Source organism: Bradyrhizobium sp. 142 (assembly GCF_023074015.1).
In the GTDB taxonomy this organism is placed as follows: domain Bacteria; phylum Pseudomonadota; class Alphaproteobacteria; order Rhizobiales; family Xanthobacteraceae; genus Bradyrhizobium.
Genome location: NZ_JADPKQ010000428.1, coordinates 1 through 24,992 on the forward strand (window position 1 = coordinate 1; position 24,992 = coordinate 24,992).

Genomic DNA, 24,992 nt, shown 5'->3' on the forward strand with positions numbered 1-24,992 from the left:
ATGGCATTTGCCATCGCTTCACCTCCACCGATCAGCTCATGCCAGGCTGTATCGCAGGCGAACCTCGCGATGGCGAGGTGGGGGCCTCATGCCGGTTACCCTAGACCAGCGCCGATGGCGTAAATCCACAAGTCCGGCGGCAACGAACGCACTATAGCCAGGTTTCCAAGCAGACCGGCAATCGAATTGCAGAGGATGAAGACGGCAGCGACGCCCGAAGCGGTACGTGTATCGGACCATCCGAGGAAAAGCAGAAGTGGGGAAAGAAAGATGCCGCCGCCAGTCCCGGTGAGGCCGGAGAGAAAGCCGATGCCAATCCCACAAAGCACGCCAGCCCAGATCGGCGGATCGCGCAGATCGAAGCTGGACTTAAGCTCACGCGGCCACAGCAACCGCGCACCGCTGAATAGAGCACAGTCCCTACCAATGGACGGTAGTACGCGCCCGGAAGGTGTAAGGAGCCGCCTAGCGCCGCGAAGGGGATGGCTCCAACTAAAAACGGCCAGAGTGTGCGCCAGCGGAACAGACCAGCGTCAACGAAACGGAACGAAGTAAAGGCCGATACTAAAATGTTGAGGGCCAGCGCCGTAGGCCGCATCACTGCCGGAGGGATGCCGAACAGCGCCATGAGCGCAATGTACGCGGATGCCCCTGCATGGCCGACGGATGTATAGAGCGCCGCGCCAAAAAACATGCAAGCGGCAAGGAGAAGTACCGAAACTTCAGGCATGACACGAACCGTCGTGCCGGTCTGCTTCGCGGCTCTGCTTACGGCAGGATGCGGGGCTGGAACTCCCCTAGACTAAACGCCTTCGAAAATCAAACTCCCATGCACCGCATATGGTCCGCAATGGGTCCACGAACAGACGAGGACGTTCGTCGCTGCCATGGCGGCATTGGAGCTATAGCGGACGTCTGCGCTTCGAAGGTGCCTGCATCCCCGGATAGCTGAGATCGGCGCCGCCGTTGACGAAGTCGGGCAACGCGCTCCTGTCGAAGAACTGTCCATAGGTCGCACAACGCCTGTTGAAGACGTTATCGACGCGGTCATAGAGCTGGACGTTCTTCTTCACCTGATAGGAGGTGTGGAGATTGAAGACGGTGTAGGACGGCGCGGAATCGCGGGGATCTGGTTGCCGGAAGACCCATGGATGGTCTCGGCGGTCGGATCGGCAAACGGGCTGTTGGAGCCGAGGGTCAATGCATCGAGGAAGCGTGCATCGACGAACGCGTAGCTCGCCTGCAACTGGAGCGTGGGGGACTTGATGTTAACCTCGGCCTTGAGGGCGGACTGCAGGTTTCGCGGAAAAACGCATCCAGGCCGGTGGGCGTGACAATCCAAAGCAGCAGCAGCTCACTGTCCGGGTTCGCGAACCCGTGCCACGAATTCTTCGGGATGAATATTGATTGGACTCGTCGCCGGCCAGATATTGGCTGAAGACGAAGATCGCGTTCCGCTGGCCTTCCAGACGTCGGTCACGGCAAAGTCGATGCCGAGAGCCTGGCGGCGGATCAAGTTCCTCGAAAAGAGCAGTCCGGTCGAGGAGTTGAGTTTGTCGCAGAATCGGACAAGGCATGTCCGTTTTGGGAAAGAAGCTTGGATTGGCATGAGCCACAAACGAACCCCAGCCTTCGAACCCAGGATCCCGTCCTGCCTCCGTCCCCGGGCCGCGCTGCCACGCCAGCATCCATCGTCGACGCGCTGAAGGCGGTTGGCGGTCTTCCGCCGAAGGCACGTGCGAGCTTCGCCGGGGGCCGATGCGTTCGCGGCACCTACGCTCCTTCGGATCAGGCAAAGGAAATCACCAAATCCCGGAGCTTCACCAAGCCATCCCGGGTGCTTGCGCGGTTCTCGGCGGACGTGGGCAACCCGAACGCGGTGGGCGCCGAGAGGCGCCTGCTGCGCGGCTTCAGCTTTCGGCTCGGCAGCGACGGCGAACGCTCGGAGATCTTGACCCAGAGTGCCCCCGTTCATTTTGCCAGAACGCTCGACCAGATGCTCGCTTTCCTGCAGGCGCGCATGCCGGGCGCGGACGGCAAGCCGGACATGGCGCAAGTCGAGGCATTCTCTGCCGCCAATCCTGAAACGTTGCGTCAGGCAAGCTACCTGGCCGCGCATCCGCTGCCCGCAAGCCGTGCCTGCACGATCTATTGGGGCGTGCATGCGTTTCCCGCAACGAATGCAATGGGCGAGACACGGTTCATCAAGTTCAAACTCGCGCCCGTCGGCGAGGAAGGCAGGCCGACCGAAGACGTGGCCACGGCAAAGTCCACCGACTTGCTCCAGGACGACCTCGAATCCCGGATCGCCGCCCGCGATGTCAGGTTCAGCGTGATGGCGCTGCTGGACCGTCCCGGCGACCCCGTCATGGACGTGACCATCCGCTGGCCCGACGAGGATGGACGCGAAGCAGTACGCCTCGGAACGATCGTGATAACGGGCACTGAGCCAAACGAGGCGTGCGACGGGCTCGTGTTCAATCCGGCGCATCTTGCCGAAGGCATCGGCCATCCGCCGGACGAGATGTTTGCGGCGCGGCGCGCCGCCTATGCCATCTCACAGAAACTGCGCCGCTGAGCGAGAGCGCGTCTTGCCGGGATCACGTTTCGTTTTCCGGCGCGTCCCGCCCCTCACGGCGCCACATTCCCGGGCTGGTGCCGACCACCGAGGAAAACACCCGCGTGAAGTGGCTCTGATTGGCGAACCCTGCAGATATCGCCACCTCCGAGAGCGAAAGGCCGCGCACCCCCATCAATTGCTTGGCCGTATTCACGCGCTGGCGAAGCAGCCACTGGTGTGGCGGCAAGCCGGTAGAGACGCGAAATGCCCGCGAAAAATGACTGACGGAGAGATCGAACTCGGCTGCGATCTTTGCCAGCGAAAGCTTTCCGCGGAGGTCGGACTCCAGTCTTTCGCAGGCGCGCTTGACCTGCCATGGCGCAAGGCCGCCGCGGATTGATTCGGTGACGCTCTGCAGTCCGCCATAGACCTGGGCTACGTGTGCGGTGAGCGCGAGCATCATGTGATCGATGAAAAGCTGGTTGGTCTCGTCCGGCCGACGCAGCCCTTCTTGCAGCGCCGCGCCGATATGACGGATGACCGCGTCGTCATGGCCGACGCCGAGTTCACAGGCAAGCTGACCGACGCGCGGCACGCGGGACTGCTCGGTGAGGCCATCGAGCGCCGAGCGCGGCAAATAGAAAAACAGGGAGTGGAACGGCTTGTCGATCACATAGCGCGGATCACGCTTGAGATCGTACAGATATGTTGCGCCCGCTGGGACATCCGCCTTCATCACGCACTTGCCGTTTTCCCAGAGTTCGCAGTCCGGGTAGTCGTGCAGCTTCAGGCTGACGACAAAGGCATCCTCAGGGGCAAACGAACCGGAGAGACCCGGCACGGGATTGTCATCCCGGGTTTCGGTGACCGCGAGCTCCGCGCCGCGCAGTGAACGCGTGATTAGCGAGGGCGGCGCATCCCTCAAATGCAAGAACTGCCGGAGACTCCGGCCGAAAGCGCTCGCCTGTGTCATGGGAGTAGATCTCGTTTTGTGAGGCGCGACTGGCGCGCGGGACGCAACCGCCAAGCCACGCGCAATTATCCGACATCGGCAAGCAACGGTCCAGACTCCCGCCTTGCAACGATAGCCCTGTGACCGCCTGCCGCACCTATTGTCACAATACGTTTTTCGCAAGCATTTCAACGGATTGTGATGCCCTCGCGCGACCCCGGTTCAATACCTCGACAACTCATCGCTCGCCCATCGTGCGTTTGTGAAAGCGCACACCTGCTTGGAGCAGTATCGGACAAAACATAGCCGTTTCAGGAAATACGCTGAGCCTTTGCAGCGCATAGAACACGCGCGAACCCGTACAAATACGGCAACTCATCGGAAGCTTCAGGTCATCAGGAGGAGGCACGCAATGATTGCGAGCACCGCACCCATGCGCAATTCCGCGCACAAAGATTTGCCCCCCGCGGCGGGTGCACAGCCGGACGATAGCGCGACGGCTGAGCGTCGCGCCGCGGATGCGGAGATGGCGCGCGTTCTCGGGACCGAGCCGCTTCGCATGGCACTGGATTCCTCCGGTGCCGGGATCGCCCACTGGAAACATGATCCATTGCACGACGTGGTCGAGCCCATGAGCCACCACGTGATCATGGCCTACAACGGCGTGATGCAGCGCATGGAGCGACGGTCAGGAAAATCGGTGGCGATCGGTACGTTTCGTCGCGGGGTCCTGATCATCATTCCGGAAGGATCGAGCTCCCGATGGGATATCCCGAAGCCTGTTGATGTGGTTCAACTCTATCTTCCTGATGCAAGGCTGAAGCGCGTTGCTGAGGAGGCCGGGATCGCCACAACGACCGACCTGCTCGAGCGAACGGCGCATCCTGACCCCATCACGTCCCGACTGATCTTGAGCGCGTCCGATGCAACCGGAGGCAATGGAGCCCTGGATACGCTGTTTCGGCATCAGCTGACAGATCTTCTCGCCACGCGCCTGCTGGCTGCGCACACCGGTTCGCCAACGATGTTCCGGCCGACCGTGGGTGGGCTGTCGCCGAAAGTTCTGCTCCGTGCGATCGAGCGGTTGCGCTCGGACAGCGATGCGGACGTTTCCCTCGATGCGCTGGCTTCCGATGCCGGCCTATCGCGCTTTCACTTCTGCCGCGCCTTCAAGGAAAGCACCGGGCTTTCCCCGCATTCCTGGCTGCGCCAGCACCGGATCGAGCAGGCAATGAACATGCTGCGGGAGCCCGACGAATCGGTCGTCTCGATCGCCGCGGCGCTTGGCTATTCCTCGCAGACCGCATTTGCCGCGGCGTTCAGGAAGCTGACTGGCGAAGCACCGAGCGAGTGGCGCAGGCGCCACACGCGCTAGCAACAACCGCTTCTGGGCAACGAGGTCCTTTTCGATGGCGAGGACACGTCTATGAGCTGCAAGCCTATCCGGCACCAGCCTTCTCAGGACCGGCCCGACACTCCGCAAACCCATGCGCGCGATCTGCAACCGGGCGAACACCCTCATGCGGATGCGGAAATGATGCGCGTGCTCAAGACCCGGCCCGTGAGCGTAGCGTCGGATCCATCCAGCGGTGCAATCACTTTTTGGAGGCATGATCCGCTGCACGACATCGTTGGTCCCATGGCCGATCACGTCATCATGGCTTTCCCCGAAGGGCCAGCGCGGTTCGAGCGGCGCTCCGGGAAAGAATTTGTGACTGGAACGGCGCGAGGTGGGACCGTGACGGTCATTCCGGCCGGTTCGAGCTCACGATGGGACATTTACCAGCCTCTAAATGTCTTCAGCTCTACCTTCCGCAGTCAACGCTCGTGCGCGTCGCCGCTGAAGCGGGCACGACCGCGCCGGGCGACCTTGTGGAGCGGACTGCGCATCCCGACCCCGTTACATCCCGATTGCTGCTGAGTGCGGCCGACGCACTGGAAGGCAGCGCGGCGCTGGACTCGCTGTTCAGGCATCAACTGACGGATCTTCTCGCCACGCGTCTTCTCTCGTCGTACGCCGGCTCGCCTCCAAAATCCAGGCCGGTCATCGGCGGACTGTCGCCCAGGATACTTGCTCGCGCCATCGAACGCCTGCGCTCGGATGCTGACGCGGATATCTCACTCTCGGCGCTGGCGTCGGATGCCGCTTTGTCGCGTTTCCACTTCTGCCGCGCCTTCAAGGAGAGTACCGGGCTCTCGCCGCATGCCTGGCTGCGACAGCACCGACTTGAGCAGGCCATGAAGATGCTGCGTGACACCGACGATTCGATCCTCTTAATCGCCGCCGCGCTTGGCTACTCCTCCCAGACCGCCTTCGCTGCGGCATTCAGGAAGCTGACCGGCGAGACCCCGAGCGATTGGCGAAGGCGCATGCGTTAGCAGCAATCACTCTATAGCGACGGCAATCGCTCTGGCGCAAAGGCAGATTGGATCAGTTAGACCATCATCATGTCCAATCCAACCGACGGAGACACAGGATGTTTGGAAAGAACTTCGTCAGCCGGCTGGCAATCACGTTACCCCGAAGGGGCCTCGCGACCGCCGTCGTGTATGGGCTTTCGCTGGCGGTCCGATTCACTTCGGCCGCGGGGGAAGAGGTGGAAATTCCGCCGCAATCCGCGCAACGCGCGCACTCGCTGATTTCAGTCGTGGCCAGGGATAGCGCGCGCCTGCCCTATCAGGACTGGGGCCAGCAGTCCCTGCAGCCGATCCTCCTTCGCAAGGGGTGGCCGCCAAGCTCACCGCCAGCCGGCTGCATCGTCCCTTAAGAGCCGGCGATTTCGTTTCACCCCTTCGCGTCGTTGCCGATCGCAACAAGGCTTGCCGCAGCTCGGATGCGGCAGCGGCAACGCGCCTGTGCCCGAGTAGGAGAATGTCAATGCGACTAGTCATCATCGGCGCCGGCTTCGCCGGCATGTACGCCGCCCTTTCCGCAGCACGCCTGCGCGACATCAAGGGTGTTTCGCCCGAAGAGCTCGAGATCGCGCTGGTTGCGCCCGAGCCGACGCTGGTGGTTCGCCCGCGGCTCTACGAGCCGAAACCCGAAACCCTGACCGCGCCCCTTCTCGATGTCCTCAACTCCATCGATGTCGTCTACGTGCAAGGCAGCGCCGAGACGGTGGACACCAAGTCTCGGATGGTGCAGATCGCCACCAACAAAGGCACGCGAAAGACCCTCTCCTACGATCGCCTTGTGGTGGCCACCGGCAGCCGGCTGTTCCGTCCCAGCATTCCCGGCCTAGCCGAACACGGTTTCAGCGTCGACTCGCTCGATGATGCGGTTGCTCTCGACAAGCATCTGCATAGCCTGGCCAAGCGGCCGGCCGCGAACGGCCGCGACACCGTCGTCGTCGCAGGCGGCGGCTTCACCGGAATCGAGGCGGCGACTGAAATGCCCACGCGGCTGCGCGCGATCCTCGGCAAGAACGCGAAGCCGCGCGTCATCATCGTCGAACGCAACCCGGCGATCGCCCCCGATATGGGCGAAGGCCCGCGCCCCGTCATCGAGGAAGCCCTGCGGAAGGTGGGCGTGGAAACCCGGGTCGGCGCCGGCGTCGCCTCGCTGGACAAGTCCGGCGTCACGCTTTCAAACGGCGAGCACATCGAAGCGGAGACCGTGATCTGGGCGGCCGGCATTCGTGCAGCCCCCCTGACCGCGCAAATCTCAGCCGAGCGCGACAATTTCGGCCGTCTGCTGGTCGATCGCTGTTTGCGCGTGCCGGGCGTCCAGGGCGTCTTCGCCACCGGCGATGCAGCCCGTGCCGCCTGCGACGACGAGGGCAATTACGCGCTGATGTCGTGCCAGCACGCCACGCGAATGGGCGCCTTTGCCGGCAACAACGCCGCAGCCGAGCTGCTAGGCGTGCCGACCACGCCCTACCACCAGAAGGCCTACGTCACCTGCCTCGACCTCGGCGAAGCCGGCGCAGTGTTCACGCGCGGCTGGGAGCGCAACGTGGAGATGATCGGCGACGTCGCCAAGAAGACGAAGCGTGAGATCAACACCGTCTGGATCTATCCGCCGAAAGCCGAGCGCGCCGCTGCGCTCGCATCGGCCGATCCGGAGCAAGTCACCAAGCTGTAGCGCCTGACGCGATACGGGCCGCGCCTTTCATGCAGAAAGGGCGGCCCCGCTCACCATCCATCAAATCTGGAGCTCGACCCCGATGAAATACGAGACCGTCCGCGCAAACGCGTTCGCCATGCCGCTGACGAACCCGGCCTTTCCGCCCGGCCCCTACCGGTTCGTCAACCGCGAATACTTCATCATCCAGTACCGGACCGATCCCGATGCGCTGCGCCGGATCGTGCCGGAGCCGCTGGAGCTGACCGAGCCTGTCGTGAACTACGAGTTCATCCGCATGCCCGACTCCACCGGCTTCGGCGATTACACCGAAAGCGGCCAGGTCATCCCGGTGTCCTTCCGCGGCCAGGTCGGCAGTTTCGTTCATCAGATGTATCTCAATGATCATCCGCCGATCGCGGGCGGTCGCGAATTGTGGGGCTTTCCGAAGAAGCTGGCGCAGCCGAAACTCGCCGTCGAGACCGACACGCTGGTCGGAACGCTTGACTACGGTTCCGTGCGCATCGCGACGGGCACCATGGGCTACAAGCACCGTGCCCTCGACGCTTCGGGCGAAGCGCGAAAGCTCGCCGCGCCGAACTTCCTGCTCAAGATCATTCCGCATGTCGACGGCACGGCGCGCATCTGCGAACTGGTGCGCTTCCATCTCGAAGATATCACCGTGAAGGGTGCATGGACCGGGCCGGCTGCACTCGACCTCTACTCGCATGCGCTCGCGCCCGTCGCCGAGCTGCCGGTGCTGCAAGTGCTGTCGGCCAAGCACGTCGTCGCGGACCTCACGCTCGGACTCGGCACCGTCGTGCACGACTATCTGGAGTGGCCTGCAGCAGCGCGACGGCGCGGGGCCGAACCTGAAATGCAGATCGAAACACACGCCGGTTGACCGGATCGGCCGCCATGCAAGGAGTATTGGCCATGTTGAACGTGACGCGCGAACACGTCGATTCTACGCAACGAATGAATCCGCTTCCCTACGATGTCGTTGCAGTGGTACTCCAGGGCGGCGGCGCCCTTGGTGCCTACCAGGCCGGAGTCTATGAAGGTCTCCACGAGGCCGGCATCCGGCCGAACTGGCTGGCGGGCATTTCGATTGGCGCCCTCAACGCCGCCATCATTGCCGGCTCGCCGGAGGACGAGCGCGTCGCGCGCCTGCGCGAGTTCTGGGAGACGATCTGCGCGACGCCAGTGGAATGGCCCGTCGGCGAGGGATTGGCAAATGCGCTACCCTTCGCGTTCGACTTCAATGCGCTGCACAACACGCTTGCGGCGATGCGAGCCCTGTATCAGGGTCAACCCGGCTTCTTCAAGCCGCGTTTCCCGTCGCCACTATGGTCGCCCTTCACGGGTGACGCTGCGACCAGCTTCTACGATACCGCGCCGTTGCACCGGACCTTGGAACGGCTCGTCGACTTTGACCGGCTGAACTCGGGTGAAGTGCGAGTCAGCGTCGGCGCGGTCAACGTCCGCACCGGCAATCTCACCTATTTCGACACCGCCGAGCGCCGGTTGGGTCCGAAACATTTCATGGCTTCGGGCGCACTGCCGCCCGGGTTCCCCGCCGTCGAAATCGACTCCGAGCATTATTGGGATGGCGGCGTGGTCTCCAATACGCCTCTCTCCCGCGTGCTGTCCGGTGACGGGCAGGACACCCTGACGTTTCAGGTCGACCTCTGGTCAGCCAAGGGCCGCGTCCCCTACGACATGATGGAAGTGTCGAGCCGGCAAAAGGACATTCAATATTCCAGCCGCACGCGTGCTGTCACGGACCAGGCCCTGCGCATGCAGAAGATGCGTCAGGCGCTGCAGCGGACGATGGACAAATTGCCCGAAGCCGCAAGGAACGATCCGGAGATGCGCGCCATCGCCGATCTTGCCCGCCACCGCTCCCACAACATCATCCACCTGATCTACCAGTCCAAGCTCTACGAGGGTCACTCCAAGGACTACGAGTTCGGACGGAAGGCGATGCGCGCGCATTGGCAGAGCGGACTGGACGACATCCGCCGCACGCTTGCCGATGGCCGGCGCCTGGAGCCGCCACCGCCCGAACTCGGCATCGTCACCCACGATGTCCACCGCCGCGATTGACTTCGTCTCCAACCATCATCGAAAGGAATTTGTCATGTTGAAAGGCAAGGTGGCGATCGTCACCGGATCGACCAGCGGCATCGGCCTTGGAATCGCCCGCGAGCTGGCCAAGCTTGGCGCCAATCTCGTCCTGAACGGCTTTGGCGACTCGAGCGAGATCGAAAAAATCCGAAGCGGCATCGAAGGCGAGAACGGTGTGCGCGTCGAATATGACGGCGCCGACGTGTCGGATGGAGACGCCGTGCGCGGAATGATCGAGGCGACGATCGGACGATTCGGACGGCTCGACATCCTCGTCAATAATGCCGGCATCCAGTTCACCGCACCAGTCGAGGAGTTCCCGCCCGCCAAGTGGAAGGCCATTCTCGACATCAATCTCTCTGCCGCATTTCACGGCATTGCTTCCGCCGTGCCCCAGATGAAGAAGCAGCGCTGGGGTCGGATCATCAATATCGCCTCCGCGCATGGGCTCGTCGCCTCCACCCACAAGGCAGCCTATGTCGCTGCCAAGCACGGCCTCGTCGGCCTCACCAAGGTGGTGGGCCTCGAAACCGCCGGGAGCGGCATCACCTGCAACGCGGTCTGTCCCGGCTGGGTGCGCACGCCGCTTGTGGAGAAGCAGATCGACGACATCGCGGCGGAGAAGGGCATTAGCCGGAAGGAGGCGACCGGGGAGCTTCTCGCGGAGAAACAGCCATCGCTAGACTTCGCTTCTCCGGAGCAGCTCGGTGGCACTGTTGCGTTCTTGTGCTCGGCCGTTGCCGACCAGATCACCGGCACGACAATCTCAGTCGATGGCGGCTGGACCGCGCAATAGGCAAGCGCGTATTTCTCACATTGGCGACATCACGCTTAGGCTCCGCCTGGAACATCCCCCGCGGGTCGTCCGCACGTGTCGGCGCGATCGCGGGTGATGTTTCACATTGTGACGTCACGTGAGGCCGCGGCCTGCTGCCGCGCCGCGGACCGGTTCGGGCGGGCCCGCTTGCAATGTCGCGCGCCTCTCTACGACGGCGTGATTGAACAGGTCGAGCACCAGACCAAAGGCCGCCAGCTCCTCTTCCTCGATGGCGCCGTCATCATAACATTCGAGCGTTTCACTTATGATCGCGTCGACCTCGCGTTGCATTGCCAGGACTTGCTGGTTGGATTCCGCGGTCCGTACCCCGGAAACCATGGCCAGGATTCTGTTGCGATGACCGGTGTTTTCGTCCCTTTCATCCCGATTCAAATAGTGACGCAGCCAGGCCGCGACCGAACCAACCCCGGAGAGAAGCAGCAGAGCAAACCAGAAGTAATCGCCGTACCTGTCGAGAAAGGTACGCTCGGTGCCGTCGATGACGGCTGCCGCTCCGCGATGCACCGGCAATTCGGCGTCCTTGTCGGTGTCCGGCTTGGTGATGTGCGCAACGCCGGGCACTCGCCGGACAATCACCTGACGGACGGCGAGCAGTTGCCGGAAAAATGCCGCTACCGTCGTTTCAGACAGGGACTTTTGCGCCATGATCAGGTGGCTGACGCTGACCGTCTCGACCTTGTCGTCCGGCCAAGCCGGATTCGTATTGAAGACGCTGGGCGGGATTTCTTCGGATTCATAACGGGGGTGTTTCAGGGCGATCGCTTCTGACGCGTCTATCGCGAGAAACTTGGGATCGCCTCGCGCCCGGGCCGTTGCTGTGATGGCGTCAGAGGTGATCTTGCTGTCGAGCGGACCGACCGCGATGAATGCATCGAGGGTGGGGTCGCGCGCCAGTTGCTCGATCTGGTCCGTGCCAAATTGCGTAATCGCGACCTTGTCCGCCTCCACTCCGCAGGCGCTCAGGATGACCCGCAGCAACGCAGCGTTCGCCGGCGTCCGGCCGATCACGCCGACCCTGTGCCCTGCTAGATCGGCGATCTCCTTGATTTTCGCTCCCGGCTTTCTTTTCGAGTTCTTGCCCGCAAGTCCGGAAGGTGACCACAGCACAACGAAGTTCTTGCGCACGATGGCGACGGTCTGCGCGTCGGCCGGCATTTCGAGATCGCCACGACCGACCGCAAGGTGGGCTTTCCCGGCACCAAGCAGGGCGAGAGCTTCGACCGCGCCGTCGGTCGTGATCAGAGAGAGCCTGAGTGTCCGGCTTTCGCTGGCGAAGGCCTCGGCCGCCGCTTGAATAACTTTGTGATCGTCACTTCCCGGCGGTCCGACCGCAATCCGGAGAGTGACCGGCCCCAACGCGTAATACAGTGCGCCTGCCGCGGCACCAAAAATGAAGAATCCAACTGCCAGGATCAGCAGTAAGGTGTTGCTCCTCCTCCGCTGTCGGCGGGCCGCGTCACTGGTTGTACCTGTACCATCGGACGAGGACATATCCGCTGCCGGTCGGAGAGCAAGAGCCTGCTTCCTTGTAGGACTACCACATTCCCGGATAACGTCCCAGCAGCGGCCTTGGTTGCAAAAGCTCCGGCGCGGGTGACCGCGTCGAATGACCGCCTGAGCCTATGACCTCCCGTCTCGCTCCGCATCCGGACACGTGGCTGCACTGCGCGAACCCACACCTCGGGCCATAGGTGCTCTATTCGATGACTTCATTGGCGCGCGCGAGCAGCGACGTCGGCACGGTTGCGCCGAGCGTGTTGGCGGTCTTGAGGTTGACAATGAGTTGAAGTGCCGTGGATTGCATGACCGGCAGATCGGCCGGCTTCTCACCCTTCAGGATCTGACCGGTGTAGATGCCGGCCTGGCCTCGGCCTCCAGAGGACGTGCCATCCTGTCGTCTCCGGCGTGGAGCGCCGATAAAGCATTATCGGACCAAACCATCGTTTAGCTTGAATAGATCCCGGTTCCTGAGGTCTCATCCCAACGGCTTGCACCGTAGCGGATCGGACGCCCCCTGTGGATACCGGGACTTTTCTGTGTCCAAGGCATGAAACTCGCATGACAAGACACCGGGAGATCCGTAACTTTTCGCTTTGAACGCGCACAAGGGGACAGGGGTGATTCACGCTGGCGTAAGCCCGATGGCGTTGCGTGGTGATCGGCACGGCCAAGATGTCGTTACCGGCCTCACGCCGAGCGTTTCGTTCGCTCTGGTGCGACATGCGCCGCGAGAGATGCTGCGCGTTTTAGGGCGCGGCCCTACCGTCACCGTGGAGGTCCACTGGCCGTCGGGAGAGGCAGGCCTCTTCCTGCGATGCCGTATCGAGCTGAGCTCGAGAGACCAGTGGCGGTTGCGGCATCGGCGGCACGCCCATCAGGCTGCGAACCATCAATCATCTCAATTGGCGATCCTTGCCATGACATTGCTGCTCGCCGTCTGCGGCTGGAGCGTCGGCGGAGCCGAGGGCATGCAGCGGGCGCTGTTGGGAAGCACGCCCCGCCCCGACGAAACGGTCATCTCACGCGAGAACGTGTATCGCTGGTTCGGCGCCCGCCTGCTGTCCCTTGCCGAGCTGCCGGATCTGTTTGCCATTCTGACAAAAGTATGCAGCCGGGCCGGGCTGGTGCGATTGCCCGATCTCTATTGTCTACCGGCACCGCGCGATATGAATGCCTATGCACTCGGCGGACCGGAACGCAGTGCCATCGTGTTGACCGAAGGCCTGCTACGCGGCATGACGCGCGACGAAATTGCCGGGATATTGGCCCATGAAGTCGCTCATATCCGCAACAATGACGCCTGGACGATGGGCTGGGCGACAGCGTTGCGACGCTCGATCGATTGGACCTCGCTCGCTGGTCTCGCGCTGCTGCGAACCAGCCATCATCACGGTGGCATGACATCAAGCCGGCCATTAGCGATGCTGCTGAGCGCAGCACCAACTCTCGGCCAGCTCCTTGGACTTGCTCTGTCGCGCGTTCGCGAACTGGATGCAGATGCAACGGCGCTCGAACTGACCGGCGACTCGCGAGCGCTCATCGCCGCACTCGACAAGCTAGAGCGCCATCACACCGGCTCTGCACCAAGCCGCACGTCCGCATTCGTGCATGATCCGATGCGCTTGCTTCGCAGCCATCCCGCCACCTCCGAGCGCGTCGGCACATTGCTCAACCTCGCTTATTAGCATTCGCTGAAGTTGACACCGATGCACATCGGAAGGCTCGCTAACCAGGCAAAGAGTGCTGACGAAATCCGCGTGGCTTGAAATTTTTGCGAAAGTTTGATTGCCGCCAAAATATCGCCGCCCTTTCGCGAAACTATTTCGACGTGAGTACGTTTTTCGCGTCTCTGCTCGTTGCCAGAACTGGGGAGACCCGCGTAATTGCCGAGCGTTTGAGCGGACGTAGGACATAAAAAATAAATGGCTGGCCACCATGCCAGCGAGGACAATCCGCTCCCATATCTCTCGACGGCTATCATTTTGCCGCTCTAGAACATTTCACCGTCGGCTTGTCACCTTGAGGGGACGCAACTTGCGCCTTCTAGGCGGGCGACATTGCTTGCGGCTGAGACTTCCGTGCCAAGCATATGAACTTGAAGGTCCAACGCCGTCGCACCGGCGTGACGAAGCGCTATTGCCCGCGAAGGGGGCGCGCATGCGACCGGCCTTGGCAGGATTTTGGGCTGAGGGCACCAACCATCGCAAGGAGGCCAAGCGATGACGTATTATGACACCCTGCAACAGAACCTCGCGCATGGTTCACCATTCGGACAGTTCGGTCCGCAACAATGGGGATCGGGAGCATTCGGTTCGCAAGGCGGCCAACAGTATGGAGGAGGCGGTCTTGGATTGGGCCAGGCGGCCTATGGACAGCAATACGGGCAGTTCGGCGGTCAGCCGACCTTTGGCGCGTCTGGATATGGCCCCGGCTGGGGCGGGCAAATGGGCTGGGGTCAGCAGCCCTGGGGCGGCCAACAGCGCCAGCTTTCGCCACAGGACGTGAATGAGGTCGTGCGGCAATTGGTACCAGCGCTGCCTCAAATTCTCGCCCAGGCTCAAACTCCATTCGCAGGAATGGGCTATGCGGCTTACGGCCAGGCGCCGCGGCAGCTAAGTCCGCAAGACGTGAGCGAAGTCGTGCGGCAGATCCTGCCCATCGTGCCGCAGATCGTGGGAATGCTGCAGAGCCAGCCCCAAATGCAGCATTCGGCCATGCACGGCGGTCCCGGTCAGGGTCAATTCGGAGGCCCCGGTCAATTCGGTCTCGGCTATCCCACGCAGACTCAGCCAGCGCAGATGTGGGGTACGCAGTTCGGCGCGCCGCAGTTCCAGGCGGCGTTCGGCGGTCCGACGGGCTTTGGCCAGCAACAGCGACAACTGACGCAGCAGGATGTCGCCGACATCACCCGCCAGCTGATCGGCGTCATTCCCCAGGTCATCAGTAACCTTCAGGCCTACGGCCAGCAGCGGATGATCTGACCGTGCGGTAAGGCGCGACCGCCGCCAAAAGCGGCGGTCTCGCCTGCCGTTGCGCACGCTTCCCCGAAGGAGAACCCTCATGTCGGATTCCAATCCCTCTGCCGCAACCGCGTCACAGCGGCACTCGTCGGACATTCAGCAGCTCGTGGGCCTGCTTGGCAATCTGATGCCGCTGCTCTTGCGCCTGCAGTCCCAAGGATTCGAGCAGCCGTTCCGGACCATGCCCGGCACCTTCCCAATACCGAACCCGGTGCTCGATCATCAGGCTGCGGAAAACATGATTGGAGACATAATCGCAGAATCGCTGCGCTCGCTCTCTGCCTATCTCGAGGCCAACGCTGTACAGCATGCGGGCCTGGAAAACTGCGTCTCGATCGTCACCCAGGCAGCCAACAAGTTTACCGAGCGGGATTATGCGCAGGCCTTCAACCTGATCTATTTCGCCTATCGCGCGATCGAAGCGGCCCGCGCAGCCGATCCCCGCCTTCCGTTGCTGAGACAGGCCTCGATCGATCGCACGCAGTCTTCTATCCACTGAGATCAAAGGAGGCGACGCCATGGCAACGAGTTCAGATGATGCGCGACCGACCTCGAGCGACAATCGACGCAAACCAGTGCGCAGCACTCAATACATGATCGCGCCAGCGGGCGCCGGCATCAGCGCTCAAACGCTGGCCGAACAACTGAACCAGTTCGGCAACATCCTGTGGACCCACGACCAGCGCGGCGTCAGTGGCCCGCCAATTGCGGTCGTGCGCATGCCCGACGAAGCCGCCGCCGCCTTGCGCCGCTCCACGGCCGGCAGCTTGATCATCGAGCCGGACAGCCATCTGCGAGCTGCATCCTTTGCCGGCCCGGCCTCCTCTTTCATCCCGACGGCCACGACGATGACCGCACTCGGGCCGGACTTCAAGGTGACGATCCGGGTCCTCAGCGAAGCAGGTGCGCCTGTGGAGCAGGCAACTGTGCAGCTCGTCGGCGAGCAGGCGTCAGCTCAAGGACGGACGGACCGTGATGGCAACGTCGATCTGACGCTGCGGGACGAAGTGCCGGAAACAATCGCCGCCATTTTCGTCAGCGCACGCTCCGGCCATTGGGGCTTGTGGCAACAGCGGCCCAATATCGAGGCCGATGCGGTGAACACCCTCACCCTGAAACCGTTGCCGCTGCCTCGCGGGCTGGATTGGGGCGGCGAAGCGATGCGCTTCGATCAGATTCCCGACCATTGCCGTGGAGCTGACGTCAAGATCGCGCTCATCGACAGCGGCGTGGCGACCAGCCACAAGCTATTGGCTGACATCGAGCACGGTATCGATGCCCGACGTGGCGAAGATCGCTCATGGTCGAACGACGTCACTGGCCACGGCACGCCTTGCGCAAGCATCATCCATGCGGCTGCGCAGGCAGATCACGGCATCCGCGGCTACGCCCCGGACAGCGAGCTGCATGTTTGCAAGCTTCCCCTAGATGCCCGTTGCAGTGACCTGATCGCGGCGCTCGATGATTGCCTGCAAAACGGCATCGACGTGGCGTGCGTCGGAGTCGGTTGCGAGCGCGGCTCCGTGCTGGTTGAGCAGCACATTGCCATGGCCAAGCAGCAAGGCGTCAGCATCGTCGCTGCCGCCGGCAACTCTGGAGAACGCATACTGTTTCCGGCCTGTTCTCCGCATGTCGTGGCGGTCGGTGCGGTCGGACGGATGGGAAGCTTCGCGGAAGACAGTCCGCAGGCGGCGCAGGCCGCAGCCGCCACTGCGGCGGCAGGCGGGTTGTTCGTACCGCCGTTTTCCTGCCGCGGGTCCGAACTCGACCTGTGCGCGCCCGGTGTTGCGGTCATTGCCTGCCAGTCGCCGGACGGTTACGCCGTCTGCGACGGCACCTCGCTCGCAGCTGCTCACGTTGCCGCGCTTGCAGCCTTGATCCTCGCCGACCACGCCGACTTCAAGGGCAGCTTCATCGCCAAGGATGCCCACCGGGTCGAACGGCTGTTCCAAATTCTGAAGGAGACGGCGCAGCCCATCGGCCATCCATGGCAGACCGGGGCCGGGTTGCCGGATGCAGCCCGCGCGCTCGGCGTCTGGTCCGATCAGCGGCCCCTTGCGATGCCTCTGAATGCCGGACTGCGCGAGATGCGCAGCGCCATTCGGCAGCTCGATCGGATTCCATTCGGCGCAAGCCAGGCGATGATATTCGAGCCGCCACGCGGCCCGGCCAACGTGACCCGGCTTCCGTTGAATCCGGCCCCTCTGGCGTTCCAGGCTGCCGGCGGGGGAACGGCGACGGTGCATGAACTCAGAGCAGCGATGGCGCTCGCGGGTCTAGCGGAAGGACCGTAGAGGATGATTGGCCCCCCGTCCTAGAACGTCACCCGCATCCCCGCGTAGAACGCACGGGGCCGCGCCGGGCTGAGCGAACGCGGGTCGCTGAAGTCGGCGCCGCCGCTAGCGAAGTTGGGCAACGCGCCCCTGTCGAAGAACTGCCCATAGGTCGCATAACGCCTGTCGAAGATGTTGTCGACGCGGCCGTAGAGCTGGACGTTCTTGGTCACCTGGTAGGAGGTGTGGAGATTGAACACGGTGTAGGACGGCAGCTTTGCGTATTGATTGGACTCGTCGCCGACCAGATATTGGCTGGAGACGAAGATCGCGTTGCCGCCGACCTTCCAGACGTCGGTCAGGGCGTAGTCGATGCCAAGCTTGATACGATGGCGCGGGATCGCCGGGATCTGGTTGCCGGGAGAGACCTGGATGGTCTCGGTGGTCGGATCGGCAAACGGGCTGTTGGAGCCGAGGGTCAATGCATCGAGGAAGCGTGCATCGACGAAGGCGTAGCTCGCCTGGAACTGGAGCGTGGGAGACTTGATGTTGACCTCGGCCTCAAGCCCCTGCCGCCGCGTGCGGCCGACATTGGAGAAATAGCCAAAGCCGGTTCGCCCGGGAACGGGGATGGCGAGGATGTCGTCGTAGTTGGTGGCGCGGAAGCCGCCGATCTTCCATCCGAGCGTGCCGATGTTGAGCTCCCTGGTGCCGCGCAGACCCGCTTCCACGGTCTTGGACACGACCTGCTTCAGCGGCGGGTCGGAGACGAGGAACGCCGCAATGAGGCAGGGATTGTTCGGATCGGAGCAGCCGAGCTCCAGCGGCGTCGGCACGCGGTTGGCCTCGGAATAGCCGGCATAGGCCGTCAGCTCGGGCGTGATCTTGTAGGTGCCGCCGATCACCGGATTGAAACGGGTGAAGGTATGATTGCCGTTGAGCGCGGTGCCGAGCTGATCCTGCAGCGAGATGCGCGCCACGTTGAAACGGCCGCCGCCCGTGACGGCAAAGGCATCGGTGACGTTGAACGTGTCCATGGCATACAGGCCGTTATATTGATTGACGGTCCGCAGCGAAACGGGACCGGTCAGGCCGGTTTCGGTCGTGCCGGACGGCCCCAGGAAGACGCCGCTGCCGCTGACGACGTAGTTTTCTGCTATCGAACCGATTTCGGCGATCGCGTTGTAGCGCGTCACGCCGGCGTCATAGGTCGACCCCACCACAAAGCGGTTGTCATGCCCGAACAACTGATCGACATTGGTCGCCTGTCCCGATACGCCGAAGCTGGTCGAACGTATCGAGCCGCGGTCGATCTCGCCTAGGATCGTTCCAGACGCAAAGGGATTGGCAAGCTGCGCGCCGTTCGCACCATTCGCAGAGGTGGCATCGTCGCCGAAGCACAACAGCCCCGCGATAGCGCATTCCTGCACGTCGGTCGGATTGCCGTCGACGATCTTCTGCTCGAACCGGCGCACATGCGCCGTGCCTTCGAGCGTCCAGGTCGGCGTCGCGTCCGCCTTGGCCGTCAGGTTGACGTAGCCAACGCGATTGCTGGTGATCTGCGGCGTCGTGTAGGTCGCGCCCCAATATTTATCCAGCAGCTCGGCCGGAACGGTGGCGCTAGCGCCGAAATCGTTCTTGGCGAGCCCCATGTTGACGTGGAATTCGCTGTCGCCGGCCTTGTAGCCGACATCGCCGTAGAAGCGCCGCACGTCCGATTGCGAGAAATTGCGGAAGCCGTTGTCGTGCAGGCGTTCGAGCGCCGCGTAGACGCCGTAGTTCTTGTCGACCTGCTTGCCCCACTGCGCCGAGCCCTGGATACGGCCGAACGAGCCGCCCATCATGTCGATTTCGGCGCCCTGGTAGCTGAAGCCGTCCTTCATCTGCAGGTTGATGGCGCCGCCCAGCGCGTTGAGGCCGAAGGCGGGATTGTTGGTCACCAGCGTGACCGACCTGATCGCGGCGGTGGGGATCAGGTCCCAATTGACGGCGTCGGAGAAAGCTTCGTTGATGCGGACGCCGTTCTGGTAGACGGCAAGGCCCTGCGGCGTGCCCGTCACGGGCGAGGCGACAAAGCCGCGGAATTCGATATCCGGCTGAAACGGATTACCGGTGACCTCGCTGATGTTGATTCCGGCGATGTTGTCGCGCAGCGCGTCCGTGACGTTCAGCGATCCCGTGCGCTTGATCTGGTTGGCATCGACGGCGTTGATCGCCGAGGGAACCTTGTCGACCTCGAGGCCTCTGCCGGTGCCCGGCGAGGTCGGGTAGACGTACAGTCTGTTGCTGGGCTTTGCGGCGCTCGCAGAACGTACCGGCGCGCGCGATGGCGCACGCCTCGGGGCCTGCCGTGGCGCCACCACTTCGATTGCCGGCAGGTTTTGAACGTTGGTCTCTTCGTCCTGCGCGGCCCGCGCCTCCGTCCCGAGCACAATTCCAGACGCCAGCCCCGTCGATACCGAGACAATCAACAGCCTTCGCACGCCCATCCCTGCCGTCCCATCCGCAACCACGTTCGTCTGCTTTTTTTGCGGCCAATTTGCCGTTTGTTTGAGACGAGTGTAGTCGGCCACCGTGCATGCGCCAGCCGTAAAAGGTCGGGCGATCTCGGCGCCCGTTTTCCTGACAAAATCGGGAATTCTTCCCGCTTCCCGTCCGCGCGGGTCAGGCCGATGCCGTCGGAACCAGGGCTTCCACGGTCAACCCGCCCTCGCTGGAGGCGACGCTGAGCGTGCCGCCCAGCGCCAGAATCCGCTCGCGCATGCCGACGAGGCCGAAGCCGAGCGTCTGGCCCGGGTCCATGCCGCGGCCATTATCGCTGACCCGCACCAGGGCGCAGCCGCGGCCGTCGCGCCCCGGCTGCTCCACCGGCTCGATCACGACGTTGACCGAGGTCGCGCCGGCATGGCGGAACACGTTGGTGAGCGCTTCCTGCACGGTGCGGTAGATGGTGAGATCTGCCGTTTCCCCGGTTGTCCCGAGCGCGGGCGAGATCGACGTTTCGATCGCGACATCGGGATGCGACTCGCGCCACAGCCGCGACAGCGATTCCAGCGCCTGGCGCAGGCCGAGCTCGGCGAGGCCGACCGGCCGCAGCCGCTCCAGCACGCGGCGGTTGAACTGCTGCAGCGCGTTGATCTGCTCCAGCATGGCGCTGCCGTGTTTTCGCACGGCCTCCACACTCGGGACGCGCCCGTCCGCCTGCTTGGCCAGCGCGCTGGCATGCGCGCGCAGCGAGAACAGATACGGCCCGAACTCGTCGTGCAGCTCGCGGGCGATCTCCTTGCGCTCGACGTCCTGGAGCGACACGTTACGCTCGGCAAGGCGCCGCTTGTCCTCGATCGCCTCCCCCAGCGTCGCCGCCAGATGATTGAGTCTGGTGCAGATCGCTGAAAGTTCGGGTGCGCCGCCCGGCACGGCCCGGGCCTCATAGCGTCCGCTTTCGAGCTCGGCCATCACTTGCGCCAACGACTGGAGCGGCCCGAGCGCGCGGCCGACCACCGTCATCATCACCAGGAACAGCGCGAGCGCGATCACCGAGCCGACCTCGAGCTGGCTCACGATGCCGTCCCAGATCTCGGCGATCTCGTCATTGGGGTGCGAGGTGATGACGAGCGAGCCAGGCTTGCCGTGGATCGAGACGGGCACGCTGACCGCGGTCTGCTCGGGATGAACCAGGCTGACGAACCAGGGCGGCGGCCCGCGCGTCTCGTCGTCGGCCTCGGCCCGCGGCGGCGTCAGCGGGGTCCCGGCGCCGTCCCTGAGCGCGATGCTGACATGGCGCAGACGGCTGAGATCGCGCGCGATCTGGTTCAATCTGGCGTCGGGATCGGGCGCCTCGTTGAGATCGGCAACGATCATCTCAATGAACTCGCGCGCGAGCCGGATCACGCTCTGGTCCTCGGCCTGCACACGTGGTCCTGCCTCCGCGACCTGGCGGCCGATGTTGACGGCGAGCCCCAGCGCCAGCAGCAGCGCCAGCAGCAGGTTGATGCGCCCGCGCAAGGATAGATTTTGCCACATTGGTATTGCCCGTGCTCCGCGTGCTCGAGTCTTTGCGATAGCGTTGACAGACCCGAAGCGCTCGATATCTAATCAAAAGCGTACAGCAATCCCGGCCGGGTTGCATGGCCCGACATGAGACACGATATCCGCGCATCGGTCTCGTCCGGCATCATGCGGCGCGAAACAGGCCGGGATGTTGTTGCGGGGAACGCCTATGCGCATTCTGATCGTCGACGACCATCCCATCGTCGCCTCCGGCTGCCGCGCCGTGCTGGCCGACGAAGGCGAGATCGAGATCCTCGAGGCCGCCGACGCCGAGGATGGCGAATGCGTCTTCATCGTCGAGCGACCCGACCTCTGCGTGATCGACATCAACCTGCCGACCGTTTCCGGCTTCGAGCTGGCGCGGCGCATCCTCGATCGCGCGCCCGAGGCCCGCATCATCATGTTCAGCATGAACGACGACCCCGCTTTCGCCGCGCGCGCCATCGAATGCGGGGCCAAGGGTTACGTCTCCAAGACCGGCGATCCCGACGATCTCGTCGAGGCGATCCGCACCGTCGGCAGCGGCGGCACTTATCTGCCGAGCGCGATCGCCCGCAGCATCGCCTTCGCCGGACCGACACTGGCACAAAACCCGCTATCGAAGCTGAACGCGCGCGAGATGGAGATCCTGCGGCTGCTCAGCGCGGGGAAGAGCCTGTCCGAGATCGCGTGGCTGGTGCAATCGTCCTACAAGACGGTCGCCAACACCTCCTCGCTCATGCGCCAGAAGCTCGGGGTCAAGACCTCGGTCGAGCTGGTGCGGCTGGCGATCGACAGCGGCGTTGCCTGACCTTACACCAAGCTTTGCGCACCCGCACAAATTCGGTCACACAAGCGTTGCAATGTTGATGTGGTTAGATGCCATGGAGCCCAAGGCATGACGATCCAGACTGTCTCGACCAATACATCCTATGGCGGCGTGCAGGGCGTGTATCGCCATGCGAGCCAGGCGACCGGAACCGACATGGTGTTCTCGGTCTATGTTCCGCCGCATGCGCAGGGCGCCAGGCTGCCCGTGGTCTGGTATCTCTCCGGGCTCACCTGTACGCATGCCAACGTCACCGAGAAGGGCGAATTCCGCCGCGCTTGCGCCGAACTTGGCCTGATCTTCGTCGCACCCGACACCAGCCCGCGCGGGCCCGACGTGCCCGGCGATGCCAACAACGCCTATGATTTCGGCCTGGGGGCCGGCTTTTATGTCGATGCGACGCAGGAGCCGTTTTCGCGCAACTACCGCATGTGGAGCTACGTCACTGACGAATTGCCGAAGCTGGTGGCGGAGAGTTTTCCGGTCGATGCCAGGCGCCAATCGGTGATGGGCCATTCGATGGGCGGCCACGGTGCGCTGACGGTGGCGCTGCGCAATCCGCACCGGTATCGCGCGGCCAGCGCGTTCGCGCCGATCGTGGCGCCATCACAGGTGCCCTGGGGCATCAAGGCGCTGACCGGTTATCTCGGGCCCAACAAGGAGAGCTGGCGCACGCATGATACGGTGGCGCTGATCGAGGACGGCGCGAAGTTCTCAGGCTTCCTGGTCGACGTCGGCGAGGCCGACAATTTCCTGAAGGAGCAGCTTCGCCCCGAACTGCTGGAAGCCGCCTGCACCAAAGCCGGCATCCCGCTGACGCTGCGGCGCCAGGCGGGCTACGACCACAGCTATTATTTCATCTCGACCTTCATGAGCGACCATCTGCACTGGCATGCGGAGCGGTTGAAGGGGTGATCGCTTCTTCCTTCTCCCTTGTGGGAGAATGATGCGCCGTAATTTGCCATAGAAATCAACAGGCTGTGGTATTGGTGTCCCTGTAGCGTCCCAAGTAAGCTCGCTTAGTGACCATCGTCCCACCCTCGCCTGACAATTCGCGCATTATCACCTAGCGCCTGGGCGCAACTCAACGCTTGCCTTCCCCTCCGCCATGAGCTTCCGCTCGATGTGGTCGGCTTGTTCTTTCGTTAGATTGACCGCTGGCCTGGTCCCGACCATTGCCGGCCCCCTTCGCTGCCGATCGTAGACCATCCAACCCTTAGACCCCTGACGAACCAAAAATCTGGACGGAAGCGAAGCCTTGTCGCTCATCTGCCGGTCCCATCAGTTCAATACAAAATAAGCTCGTCGCCGTTGTGCTGACGACGAAGAAACGCTTAGCACTGTCTGTGGCCAATCTATCGGAGTAAACGGTAGCTGCCGACGAACCAGTTCCTCTCGCAGTTTCTCCGCGTACTGCTTGGCGTTCTCACCTATGAAACGATAGCGCACGTCATTTCGCAGGTCCGCGCTGACTTCACGGCGCACGCTCTCGTAAAGAGCCAAGAGACCCCAGTCCGAAGTGTTTGTAAATTTCACCTGACGCGCCCCCGCAATTTCACTTTCACAATTCCTCTAGAAATCGTCCCGCATTCGCAGCGAGCTAGGCCGGCGGTCTTAACCCTGGTGACGAAAGCCATTTCTCAACATTCGCGGTCGCCTCAGCCTGACGCGCCTTTCTTAGCAGGGTCTCACGTCCTTCTCCGGGGGGCAACAATCGCGCGGCGCGGCGAGTCTCCTCAGCGAACTTGAGCAGCCGCTCACCCAACGCCATGATCGCCTTGCCGCGTTGCATAGCCTCGATCCCCATACCAGAACAGAACGCTACGCCTGAGACAGGATCATGTTATGTGGCAGCCTTCACGGAATGGTTGCGTTTCGAAAGAGATCTGAAAGCCGAAACGAAAATCAGGCTGGTTGCTTCTCTCATTTCCTCCGGCTTGCACCGGAAAATATAGTCTGACTTTTGGTTAGTGTTTGGACCAACACCATGTTGCCATGACACAGGGATGCCGCCAGAGCTGGCTGATCCTCGTATTCAACATGAGTGAAAGATGAAGATCGATGCTACGCAAAGTGCGTGGAGAAGAGCACCTTTTGCTGCGCCACTACTTCCGCGCGGCAAATGCATCGATACTGCCATTTTGCGTTACTCTCTTCCCTTACTCGCCGCGCTATCATGTCGCGGCTCACCCGATATTTTTCCGTTCCTAGCATGAGGACTCAACGTTGACCCGACGCACAGTTGGAATGTCCGAGGCCGATGAAATGAAAGACTTAGTGCGGTTGCTAACGAGCTTATGGGAGGCCGCGCAACGGCTTCCCGAGGGATCAGAGCGGCAGGATGCGTTCAGACAGATCGGTATCTTCCATGGGCGGGTGGCGGCAATAGTTACAGATGCCCTCTAGGCTTTAAGGGATGTCGTGTCGGGCTGTGCGGTGGCTACCGATCCAACTCGCGCCGGAAGATTGCGACTTGGAAGTTGGCGAACTTGATAAGACCGGCATTATGCCACTGAGCTTTCCATGCCGCCGAAAATTGGGGGTTTGGTACAATGCTTGGGCCCATGAGCCGGTTTTAATTTGTCCGACGCACTGGAGGATCTGGCGCGCGCCAACAAATCAGTAATCTGATTTTTGTCTTGAAGAACTGGAGCCGCTTTATGAGATCAGCGCTTTGCTTCGCTATGTTGTTCATTCCCACGATCGCGCTCGCTCAAGGCGCGACACCGGCAAAGGGACCAAGGGACCGACCGTTGGCGCGAAGCCGCTCGTTCAAGCGAAGCCGAGGGCGCCTGTTG

At 62.7% G+C, this 24,992-nt stretch carries 19 protein-coding genes and 2 pseudogenes; 14 read left to right on the forward strand and 7 right to left on the reverse strand.

Features of this window, described 5'->3' with window-relative positions; all coding sequences use genetic code 11:
- Positions 1-95: 95 nt before the first annotated feature.
- Both IVA82_RS39855 and IVA82_RS39860 read right to left on the reverse strand, forming a co-directional pair.
- The gene (locus tag IVA82_RS39855) at positions 96-518 is read right to left on the reverse strand and encodes a TSUP family transporter (RefSeq protein WP_346658683.1); all 423 of its coding nucleotides are present in this window, start codon (positions 516-518) and stop codon (positions 96-98) included.
- Between the two features lie 384 nt (positions 519-902).
- Positions 903-1,285, reverse strand: a pseudogene (locus IVA82_RS39860) (hypothetical protein); the annotation flags it as partial.
- 366 nt (positions 1,286-1,651) lie between these two features.
- Between IVA82_RS39860 and IVA82_RS39865 the strand changes: the two are divergent.
- A complete protein-coding gene (locus IVA82_RS39865) occupies positions 1,652-2,578 on the forward strand; it encodes a catalase (protein WP_247382612.1) in 927 nt (308 codons plus the stop codon).
- A 22-nt stretch (positions 2,579-2,600) separates the two neighbouring features.
- Here the strand turns inward: IVA82_RS39865 and IVA82_RS39870 are convergent, their stop codons facing one another.
- Positions 2,601-3,533, reverse strand: a complete 933-nt coding sequence (locus tag IVA82_RS39870; protein ID WP_247382613.1) for an AraC family transcriptional regulator — start codon at positions 3,531-3,533, stop codon at positions 2,601-2,603.
- Between the two features lie 412 nt (positions 3,534-3,945).
- Here IVA82_RS39870 and IVA82_RS39875 point away from each other — a divergent pair, with 412 nt between their 5' ends.
- The 7 genes and pseudogenes from IVA82_RS39875 (at position 3,946) to IVA82_RS39905 (ending at position 10,501) form a co-directional block, all read left to right on the forward strand.
- Positions 3,946-4,887: an AraC family transcriptional regulator gene (locus IVA82_RS39875; RefSeq protein ID WP_247382614.1), complete on the forward strand. Its 942-nt coding sequence runs from the start codon at positions 3,946-3,948 to the stop codon at positions 4,885-4,887.
- 156 nt (positions 4,888-5,043) lie between these two features.
- Positions 5,044-5,891, forward strand: a pseudogene (locus tag IVA82_RS39880) (AraC family transcriptional regulator); the annotation flags it as partial.
- 98 nt (positions 5,892-5,989) lie between these two features.
- Entirely contained in the window at positions 5,990-6,280 is a 291-nt protein-coding gene (locus tag IVA82_RS39885; RefSeq protein ID WP_148738610.1) for a hypothetical protein, read from the forward strand.
- Positions 6,281-6,390: 110 nt separating this feature from the next.
- Positions 6,391-7,596 (forward strand): NAD(P)/FAD-dependent oxidoreductase, encoded by a 1,206-nt coding sequence (locus tag IVA82_RS39890; protein ID WP_247382585.1) that lies wholly within the window; start codon positions 6,391-6,393, stop codon positions 7,594-7,596.
- 82 nt (positions 7,597-7,678) lie between these two features.
- The gene (locus IVA82_RS39895; protein ID WP_247382586.1) at positions 7,679-8,479 is read left to right on the forward strand and encodes an acetoacetate decarboxylase; all 801 of its coding nucleotides are present in this window, start codon (positions 7,679-7,681) and stop codon (positions 8,477-8,479) included.
- Between the two features lie 32 nt (positions 8,480-8,511).
- Positions 8,512-9,684, forward strand: a complete 1,173-nt coding sequence (locus tag IVA82_RS39900; RefSeq protein WP_247382587.1) for a patatin-like phospholipase family protein — start codon at positions 8,512-8,514, stop codon at positions 9,682-9,684.
- Between the two features lie 34 nt (positions 9,685-9,718).
- Positions 9,719-10,501, forward strand: coding sequence for a 3-hydroxybutyrate dehydrogenase (locus tag IVA82_RS39905; protein ID WP_247382588.1), 783 nt, complete (start codon positions 9,719-9,721; stop codon positions 10,499-10,501).
- A gap of 114 nt (positions 10,502-10,615) precedes the next feature.
- Here IVA82_RS39905 and IVA82_RS39910 read toward each other — a convergent pair whose 3' ends face one another.
- Together IVA82_RS39910 and IVA82_RS39915 are read right to left on the reverse strand one after the other, a co-directional pair.
- Positions 10,616-12,034, reverse strand: a complete 1,419-nt coding sequence (locus IVA82_RS39910; protein WP_247382589.1) for a TAXI family TRAP transporter solute-binding subunit — start codon at positions 12,032-12,034, stop codon at positions 10,616-10,618.
- A 205-nt stretch (positions 12,035-12,239) separates the two neighbouring features.
- Complete coding sequence (locus tag IVA82_RS39915) at positions 12,240-12,461, reverse strand: ABC transporter substrate binding protein (RefSeq protein WP_346658684.1); 222 nt, start codon at positions 12,459-12,461, stop codon at positions 12,240-12,242.
- A gap of 499 nt (positions 12,462-12,960) precedes the next feature.
- Here IVA82_RS39915 and IVA82_RS39920 point away from each other — a divergent pair, with 499 nt between their 5' ends.
- The 4 genes from IVA82_RS39920 (at position 12,961) to IVA82_RS39935 (ending at position 17,357) form a co-directional block, all read left to right on the forward strand.
- Positions 12,961-13,728, forward strand: a complete 768-nt coding sequence (locus tag IVA82_RS39920) for a M48 family metalloprotease (protein WP_247382591.1) — start codon at positions 12,961-12,963, stop codon at positions 13,726-13,728.
- Between the two features lie 666 nt (positions 13,729-14,394).
- Positions 14,395-15,024, forward strand: a complete 630-nt coding sequence (locus tag IVA82_RS39925) for a hypothetical protein (protein WP_247382592.1) — start codon at positions 14,395-14,397, stop codon at positions 15,022-15,024.
- A 166-nt stretch (positions 15,025-15,190) separates the two neighbouring features.
- On the forward strand, positions 15,191-15,562 hold the full coding sequence (locus IVA82_RS39930; protein WP_247382593.1) for a hypothetical protein: 372 nt from the start codon (positions 15,191-15,193) through the stop codon (positions 15,560-15,562).
- A 19-nt stretch (positions 15,563-15,581) separates the two neighbouring features.
- Positions 15,582-17,357 carry a S8 family serine peptidase gene (locus IVA82_RS39935; protein WP_247382594.1) on the forward strand — a complete coding sequence of 592 codons (1,776 nt, stop codon included), beginning with the start codon at positions 15,582-15,584 and terminating at the stop codon, positions 17,355-17,357.
- A gap of 20 nt (positions 17,358-17,377) precedes the next feature.
- Here the strand turns inward: IVA82_RS39935 and IVA82_RS39940 are convergent, their stop codons facing one another.
- The gene (locus IVA82_RS39940) at positions 17,378-19,825 is read right to left on the reverse strand and encodes a TonB-dependent receptor (RefSeq protein WP_247382595.1); all 2,448 of its coding nucleotides are present in this window, start codon (positions 19,823-19,825) and stop codon (positions 17,378-17,380) included.
- 175 nt (positions 19,826-20,000) lie between these two features.
- Positions 20,001-21,359 (reverse strand): histidine kinase, encoded by a 1,359-nt coding sequence (locus IVA82_RS39945; protein ID WP_247382596.1) that lies wholly within the window; start codon positions 21,357-21,359, stop codon positions 20,001-20,003.
- A 196-nt stretch (positions 21,360-21,555) separates the two neighbouring features.
- Here IVA82_RS39945 and IVA82_RS39950 point away from each other — a divergent pair, with 196 nt between their 5' ends.
- A complete protein-coding gene (locus IVA82_RS39950) occupies positions 21,556-22,176 on the forward strand; it encodes a response regulator transcription factor (protein WP_247382597.1) in 621 nt (206 codons plus the stop codon).
- 87 nt (positions 22,177-22,263) lie between these two features.
- On the forward strand, positions 22,264-23,109 hold the full coding sequence (fghA, locus tag IVA82_RS39955) for an S-formylglutathione hydrolase (protein ID WP_247382598.1): 846 nt from the start codon (positions 22,264-22,266) through the stop codon (positions 23,107-23,109).
- Positions 23,110-24,992 lie beyond the last annotated feature (1,883 nt).